The following is a 7,147-nucleotide window of genomic DNA, read 5'->3' as shown; positions in this document are numbered from 1 at the left end:
AGATCGCCAAGAAGATCAGCATCGTTGACGACATCGCCTACCAGACCAACCTGCTGGCGCTCAACGCGGCCATCGAGGCGGCGCGGGCGGGCGAGCACGGCCGCGGCTTCGCGGTGGTGGCCGCCGAGGTGCGGCAGCTGGCCAAGCGCAGCCAGGTGGCGGCGGCCGAGATCGGGCAGCTGGCGGGCTCCAGCGTGAAGCTGGCCGAGCAGGCCGGCTCGCTGCTCAAGGAAATGGTGCCGTCGATCGAGAAGACGTCCGACCTGGTGCAGGAGATCACCGCGGCGTCGAGCGAGCAGTCGGACGGCGTGAACCAGATCAACTCCGCGATGGAGCACCTCAATACCTCGACGCAGCAGAACGCGTCGGCGGCCGAGGAGCTGTCGGCCACGGCCGAGGAGCTGTCGGCCCAGGCGGCGCAGTTGCAGGGTGTGATGGCCGGCTTCAAGCTGCTGAGCGATGGTGGTTCGCGTGGCCATCGCGGCGAGCAGCGCAACTCGTTGCTGCACTGAACGCACAGGAGACCGAGCCATGCAAGCATTGGCCGAGGATGTGATGCACAGCGAGCGGGCGCATGAGCCCGACGCGGCGCGGGGCGAGGGCGACTCAGCCGCCCTGCAGCATTTGCAGCTGGTGATCGGCGACGAGCCCTACGCGGTGCCGATCGCCAGCGTGCGCGAGATCATCGAGGTGGGGCGCATGACAACGCTGCCCATGACGCCGGACTTCGTTCGCGGCGTGATGAACCTGCGCGGCGTGGTGATCCCGGTGATCGACATCAACGCGCGCTTCGGCCGCGGGCCGACGCAGATCGGGCGGCGCAGCTGCATCGTGATCGTCGAGCTCGGCGGGCGCGGCGGGGCGGGCGAATCGGGCATCGTGGGCGCCCTGGTGGATGCCGTCAGCGAGGTGATCGACATCGCGCCCGGCGACGTCGAGCCGCCGCCGGCGCTGGGCACGCGCATCGCGCCGCAGTTCATTGCCGGCATGGCCCACGTGGGCGAGGGGCTGGTGATCGTGCTCGATCTGGCGCACACGCTGGCCGAAGACGACATCGCCGCCCTGATCGAGTCGCACGTGCACGCTTGAGCGGCGCTGCCTCACCCCCCAGGCTGGAGCCACTCATGTCGGAGCTGTCGCAACGATCTTTCAACGCGGTGTGCGAGATGTTCCGCAACGTCTCGGGCATCAAGCTCGCGCCCGAAAAGCGCTCGATGGTGGTGGGCCGCCTGCAGAAGCTGGCCAACGAGAGCGGCGCGGCTTCGCTCGACGACTTCATCGAGCGCGTGGTGCGTGGCGACGACCCCACCCAGGTGGTGAAGGTGGTGGACAAGCTCACCACCAACGAAACGTATTTCTTTCGCGAGCCGCAGCACTTCGCGTTTCTCGAGCGCTTGCTGGCCGAGCGTCGCGGCGGTGGCGAGTTTCGGGTCTGGAGCGCGGCGAGCTCGTCGGGCGAGGAGGCCTACAGCATCGCCATGGTGCTGGCCGACAAGATCGGCCGGCGCGGCTGGCAGATCGTGGGCACCGACCTCTCGACCAGCGTGCTGGCCTCGGCGCGGCGCGCGCTGTACCCGATGGATCGCACCGACCACATGCCGCCGGGCTACCTCAAGCGCTTTTGCCTCAAGGGGCTCGACGAATACGCCGGCCAGCTGCTGATCGACAAGCCGCTGCGCGCCAACGTGCGCTTCGAGCAGGCCAACCTGATGCAGCCCTTGCCAGACATCGGCTTGTTCGACGTCGTCTTCTTGCGCAACGTGCTGATCTACTTCGACAACGAGAAGAAGGCCGAGATCGTGCAGCGCGTGGTGCCGCAGCTCAAGCCGGGCGGCTATCTTTTCACGGGGCATTCCGAGTCGCTGAGCATGCTCAAGACCGGGCTGCGCCAAGTCCAACCAGCCATTTATGCTCGTACTTGATCACGGCCTGGGCAAGATCAACTCGCACCGCGGCGAGCAGGTTTTTCTGCTGCCGGGCCAGTGGTACTTCGGCGCCACCGGGGCCATCGTGCGGACCTTGCTGGGCTCATGCGTGGCCCTCACGCTGTGGCATCCGCATCGGCGCATGGGCGGCATGTGCCACTACCTGCTGCCGAATCGAACCCGGCCGGGCGGCGCCTCGCTCGACGGGCGCTTCGCCGAAGAGGCGGTCGAGCTGCTCGTCAACTCGATGGCGCGCACCGGCACCAAGCCCGGCGAATACCTGGTCGACCTGTACGGCGGCGCCGACACCATGCCCGACCAGGTCCACACGCACAAGTTCAACATCGGCGAGCGCAACATCGAGAAAGCGCTGGAGCTGGTCGATCGCTATGGCTTTCAGCTGCAGACGGTGGACGTGGGCGGCAACGACCCGCGCAACGTCACCCTCGACATGAAGAGCGGGCAGGTGGAGCTCAAGCGCGGCAAGCCGGCGCCGGCTCCCGCCACCAAGCCGCATGCCGCCCCGCACAAGCCGCACGGCGCGGTCGCGGCCAAACCCAGAACCCACGCCGCCGCCGCCGTCGTCGCGCCGGCTGGCGCGCACCCCAGACCCGGAAGAAAACCATGAGCGCGATCAAGGTGACGATCGTCGATGACTCGGCCCTGCTGCGGCGCCATCTCAGCGAGCGGCTCACGGCGGCGGGCATCCAGGTGATCGGCACGGCGTCCGACCCGCTGTTCGCCATGCCGATGCTGCAGGCCAACTGGCCCGACGTGATCGTGCTCGACGTCGAGATGCCGCGCATGGACGGCATCACCTTCCTCAAGCAGATCATGGCCGAGCACCCCACGCCGGTGGTGATGTGCTCCACGCTCACCGAAAAGGGTTGCGACACCACCATGCAGGCCTTGTCGGCGGGCGCGGTGGGCTTCGTGACCAAGCCCAAGCTGGGGCTGAAGGCCTTTCTCGAAGACGACGCCAACGGCATCGTGGCCGCCGTGCGGGCCGCGGCGCACGCCAACATGCGGGCCCTGCGCCGCCCGATGGCGGTTGCCGCGCCCCGTCAGGCGCCGACGCCCGCGGTGGAGGCCAAATCGATGGCCGTCACCACCGATCGGGTCATCGCCATGGGTTTGTCGACCGGCGGGGTGCAGACGCTCGAAGCCGTGGCCACGCGCCTGCCGCGCACCTTGCCCGGCATCGTGGTGGTGCAGCACATGCCCGAGAAGTTCACGGCTTCATTCGCCGAGCGGCTCAACAGCCTGTGCGAGATCGACGTGGCCGAGGCGCGCAACGGCGATCGCGTGATCAACGGCCGCATGCTCATCGCCCCCGGCGGCAAGCAGATGCGCCTGCGCCGCAACGGCGCGCAATACGTGGTCGAGGTGAAAGAAGGGCCGCTGGTCAACCGGCATTGCCCGTCGGTGGACGTGCTGTTCCGCTCGGTGGCCGAATGCGCCGGGCGCAACGCCAGCGGCATCATCATGACCGGCATGGGCGACGACGGTGCGCGGGGCTTGCTGGCCATGCGCCAGGCCGGGGCCCGCACCGCCGCGCAAGACGAGGCCAGCTGCGTGGTGTTCGGCATGCCGCACGAGGCCATCAAGCTCGGCGCGGCGGGCGAGGTGTTGCCGCTCGACGCGGTGGCCGGTTGGCTCACCAGCACGCCGCAGGTCTGAAAAAAAATGCCCCGGCCGGGCCGGGGCATGAAAGAACATGCGCGATACGAGGGGCCGGGCGGCCCCGGTGGTCAGATGAAGTTGGCCAGGAACTGCGCCACCCAGTCGGCCACCGTCGTGTTCTGGATCTCCTGCTCGGTCTGGTAGGCGCGGATCAGCGCGCCCGAGCCCAGCAGGTTGTCGACGAACGAGCCGACGTCCTTGTAGCCGGCCTCCTTGATGCCGGTGCCGCCGAAGGTGACGATGGTCAGGCAGTGCGACTCGTTCATCGTGCGCTCATACGGCACGTAGTAACCCACGTTGTTGTAGGGCTTGAGCGCGTCGAGCCACGGCCCGATGTCTTGCCGCCAACGCTTGTTGGTGTTGGCCTTGCGGATGTCATCGGTGGCAGCGCCCGAGATGTCGGTGTAGAACTTCTCGTACGAGAAGCTCGAGAAGTCGTCATCTTGCTGGAAGAGCGCGAATCCCAGGCGGTCGTTCGGGTAGATCTTGGCCAGCGCCGCGTTCATCGAGCCGAGGTCGTTCGCGTCGCCCGCGCCCGGATACTTGGTGAGCAGGCGCGTGACCAGCCCGGTCGGTAGGTCGAGGCCCCACTTGTCGCGGATGGTGTTGTGCAGCGGCAGCGAGGGGTATTGCTCGGCGGTGCCGTTGCGCGGGGCGATGAACAGCGGGCCCGAGTCGGACAGCAGCGCGCTGCGCGTGGGCTTGAGCGCCGCGCGGAAGGTGTCGTACTGCGCCAGCGAACCCACGCCGCCGGCCGAGAAGCCGGTCATGAGCAGCTGCGACGGACGCGGCATGTTCTTCGCCATCCAGGCCGCGATGGCTTGCGAGTTCACGTCGCCACGGTGGTAGAAGGTCATCGGGTTGGCCGCGTCGACGTTGTTGTAGACGTTGACCTTGTTGCCGGTGTGCACGTCGCCCGTGCAATACGTGACGTAGACGATGTTCCAGCTCTGGGTTTGCACCGACTGCAGCGGGTCGATTCGCATCGTGAACGGCGTGACCAGGCCCAGGTGCGCCTGGGTGTTGAGGTCGCTCATGTAGTTGCTGGCCACGCCGTTGGGGTTGACGGCCGACAGCTTGGTGCCGCCCTTGCAGCCTTGCTGCTCCCAGCAGGCGCCGCCGCCTTCGACCATCACCACCGTCTTGCTCGTGAACGGCGTGCGGTTGACGAAGAAGCGGTAGGGCGAGCCGTTGCTGCAAGAGGCACCGGTCGAGGCCGGCAGCTCCACGGTTTCCCACACGAAATACGCGGCGTGAGCCGCCCCGGCGGCGGAGATGCCCGCCAGCAGCGCCAGACGACGCAAGGTTTGGGAGAGGGTTGTCTTCACTTGAATGCTCCTAACTGTTCTGTTGATTCAGTCTTGTCGCTTGGTTGTTATCGCTCTCGCTAACACAGGTGCGTTGACGCCGTTGGAATGGCATCTCGCCCTTTCTCTATTTCATGTGGACTCCCTGGACTCGTGATGCGTACATACCCCCGCCGCTGCCGTGAGTCGAGGGGGATGGGTGGGTTTGTCGAACTGCGTTGTGCACAAAATTGATCGACATTTGTCTATCCTTTTCGCTGTGCGATGAAGCGTCAATCAGCGTCAACCCGCACCAGGGGAACCGGCCGCGTCAGCACAGGGGCAGCACTTCCGGCAGGTAGTTGCGCAAGTACGAAATGGCGGCCCGCCTGGCCTCGGTCTGCATCCACTCGGTTACGGTGCCGTGCTGGCGCCACGACAGCCGAAACACCGAATCGACCAGCGTGAAGGCCACGCCGAAGACCTCGGCTTGCTCGTTCCACTGCTGGAGCGTGAACCGCGTGGTGAGGCCGTGCACGGCGATCTCGGCCAGCCGGGCGTCGAGCACCTCGCCGAGCCGGCGGGCCTCGCTCATGCTGCCCAGGTTGCCGTACACCAGCTGGGTGGCCGCGGGGTCGTTGCGCAGCGCGTTGGCGCCCTGGTCGATCAGCGCGCTGAAGTAGTCCCGCCAGTTGTCGAAGTCGTGGCTGTGCACGGCGTCCAGCGCGCCGATGAGGCTTTCGGCGTGCAGCACCCGCAGGCCCAGAAACACCGCCTGGATGTTCGAGAAGAAGTGATACGCCGAGGCCCGCGGGATGCCGGCGTGCTGGCACACATCGGCCAGCGACACGTCTTCGGACGGGCGGTCGCGCAGCAGTTCCTTGGCGGCGTTGAGCAGCTGCATGCGCCGGGCGCGGCCCTGCTTGCTGGTGAACTTGAACTGCCCCGGCGGCAGCGTCTTGGCCAGCAGATCGTCGTGCAGGTCGGGCACCAGCGGCTGGGCGGCGGGTGGGGCTTTGGGGCGGCGCGGCTTCGGGGCTTGGCGGGTGGTCATGGCGTGCAGGCTCGCGTGGGGTTCGCAGAAGGCGGGTGAATCGGTTGACGATGCTCGAGTTTGCTCGAGCGGACTCTATGCCTCACCGTGGATGGGGGGCGATCCGTGCAAACCATTAGCCGACAAATGTTGACTAATTTGAGGTGCTGACGGTAAGGTTCGACCCCATCATGTTGTCGTCCGAACGCCATTCTTCCGAGCCTGTCGTGCTGGCTGTCGACCTGGGTACCTCGGGTTGCAAGACCGCCCTGGTGTCGCTCGGTGGCGAGGTGCTGGCCTGGGCGTTCCGGCCGGTCGAGTTGCACCTGTTGCCCGGCCACGGCGCCGAGCAGGACCCGCGCGACTGGTGGGCGGCGTTCTTGTCGACCGCCGCCGAGGTGCTGGCCCAGCGGCCCGAGCTGCGCCAGCGCGTGGTGGCCGTGTGTTGCTCGACGCAAGGCGAGGGCACCGTGGCGGTGAGTCGCAGCGGCGAGCCGCTCACGCGCTGCCTGCTCTGGATGGACATGCGGGGCGCCGCGGCGCTGCGCCAGCGCGTGCGCGGCTGGGTCAACGTGGCCGGCTACGGCGCCAGCAAGCTGTGGCGCTGGGTGCGGCTGACGGGCGGCGCGCCGGCGTTGTCGGGCAAAGACCCGGCGGCCCACATGCTCTACGTCAAGCAGACCTGGCCCGACCTCTACGAGCGCACCTTCAAGTTCCTGAACGTGCTCGACTACCTGAACCTGCGCCTGACCGGGCGCTTCGTGGCGACGCACGATTCGATCCTCACGTCTTGGGTGACCGACAACCGCGATCTGCAGCAGGTGCGCTACGACCCCGCGCTGATCGCCGCCAGCGGCATCGAGGCCGACAAATTCCCCGAGCTGGTGCGCAGCACCGACGTGATCGGCCCGCTGCTGCCCGAGGTGGCGAGCGAGCTGGGCTTGCCGCGCTCGACCCGCGTCGTGGCTGGCGCCATCGACAACTCCGCCGGAGCCGTGGGCTCTGGCGCGGTCGAAGACTACCGCGCGCATCTCTACATCGGCACCTCGTCGTGGGTGGCGGCGCATCTGCCCGACAAGAAAACCAGCGTCACCTCGCAGCTGGCTGCGGTGCCCTGCGCCGTGCCCGGCAAATACCTGGCCATGGGCATGCAGACGGCGGCGGGCGCCAACCTCACCTTCTTGCGCGACCGCGTGCTCTACCACCAGGACGAACTGCTG

General features: G+C 67.4%; 8 protein-coding genes. 6 read left to right on the top strand and 2 right to left on the bottom strand.

What is annotated here, in order from left to right; genetic code table 11:
- From ACE3SS_RS14245 to ACE3SS_RS14225, 5 genes are all read left to right on the top strand, one after another.
- A partial coding sequence (locus ACE3SS_RS14245; protein ID WP_374595063.1) for a methyl-accepting chemotaxis protein occupies window positions 1-512 on the top strand: 512 nt, incomplete at its 5' end.
- 19 nt (window positions 513-531) lie between these two features.
- Window positions 532-1,089, top strand: a complete 558-nt coding sequence (locus ACE3SS_RS14240) for a chemotaxis protein CheW (protein WP_374595061.1) — start codon at window positions 532-534, stop codon at window positions 1,087-1,089.
- Window positions 1,090-1,124: 35 nt separating this feature from the next.
- Complete coding sequence (locus ACE3SS_RS14235) at window positions 1,125-1,922, top strand: protein-glutamate O-methyltransferase CheR (protein WP_374595059.1); 798 nt, start codon at window positions 1,125-1,127, stop codon at window positions 1,920-1,922.
- The gene (locus ACE3SS_RS14230) at window positions 1,909-2,553 is read left to right on the top strand and encodes a chemotaxis protein CheD (RefSeq protein WP_374595057.1); all 645 of its coding nucleotides are present in this window, start codon (window positions 1,909-1,911) and stop codon (window positions 2,551-2,553) included. The genes ACE3SS_RS14235 and ACE3SS_RS14230 overlap by 14 nt, the downstream gene beginning before the upstream one ends.
- A complete protein-coding gene (locus tag ACE3SS_RS14225) occupies window positions 2,550-3,605 on the top strand; it encodes a chemotaxis response regulator protein-glutamate methylesterase (RefSeq protein WP_374595055.1) in 1,056 nt (351 codons plus the stop codon). Before ACE3SS_RS14230 ends, ACE3SS_RS14225 begins: the two co-directional genes overlap by 4 nt.
- Before the next feature lie 71 nt (window positions 3,606-3,676).
- Here the strand turns inward: ACE3SS_RS14225 and ACE3SS_RS14220 are convergent, their stop codons facing one another.
- Window positions 3,677-4,936 carry a pectin acetylesterase-family hydrolase gene (locus ACE3SS_RS14220; protein WP_374595053.1) on the bottom strand — a complete coding sequence of 420 codons (1,260 nt, stop codon included), beginning with the start codon at window positions 4,934-4,936 and terminating at the stop codon, window positions 3,677-3,679.
- A 289-nt stretch (window positions 4,937-5,225) separates the two neighbouring features.
- On the bottom strand, window positions 5,226-5,948 hold the full coding sequence (locus ACE3SS_RS14215; protein ID WP_374595051.1) for a TetR/AcrR family transcriptional regulator: 723 nt from the start codon (window positions 5,946-5,948) through the stop codon (window positions 5,226-5,228).
- A gap of 170 nt (window positions 5,949-6,118) precedes the next feature.
- On the opposite strand from ACE3SS_RS14215, the gene ACE3SS_RS14210 reads away from it, so the two are divergent.
- The coding region (locus ACE3SS_RS14210) for an FGGY-family carbohydrate kinase (RefSeq protein WP_374595049.1) at window positions 6,119-7,147 on the top strand (1,029 nt) is incomplete at its 3' end.

The sequence above is a fragment of the Aquabacterium sp. genome (assembly GCF_041915145.1).
Taxonomy (GTDB): Bacteria; Pseudomonadota; Gammaproteobacteria; order Burkholderiales; family Burkholderiaceae_C; genus Aquabacterium.
Note: the sequence above shows the minus strand (reverse complement) of the source record. Positions and strands in the feature narration are given on the sequence as shown.

Coding starts and splice junctions, on each gene's coding strand:
- ACE3SS_RS14240 (WP_374595061.1), top strand. CDS start 532: ATGCAAGCATTGGCCGAGGATGTGATGCACAGCGAGCGGGCGCATGAG.
- ACE3SS_RS14235 (WP_374595059.1), top strand. CDS start 1,125: ATGTCGGAGCTGTCGCAACGATCTTTCAACGCGGTGTGCGAGATGTTC.
- ACE3SS_RS14230 (WP_374595057.1), top strand. CDS start 1,909: ATGCTCGTACTTGATCACGGCCTGGGCAAGATCAACTCGCACCGCGGC.
- ACE3SS_RS14225 (WP_374595055.1), top strand. CDS start 2,550: ATGAGCGCGATCAAGGTGACGATCGTCGATGACTCGGCCCTGCTGCGG.
- ACE3SS_RS14215 (WP_374595051.1), bottom strand. CDS start 5,948: ATGACCACCCGCCAAGCCCCGAAGCCGCGCCGCCCCAAAGCCCCACCC.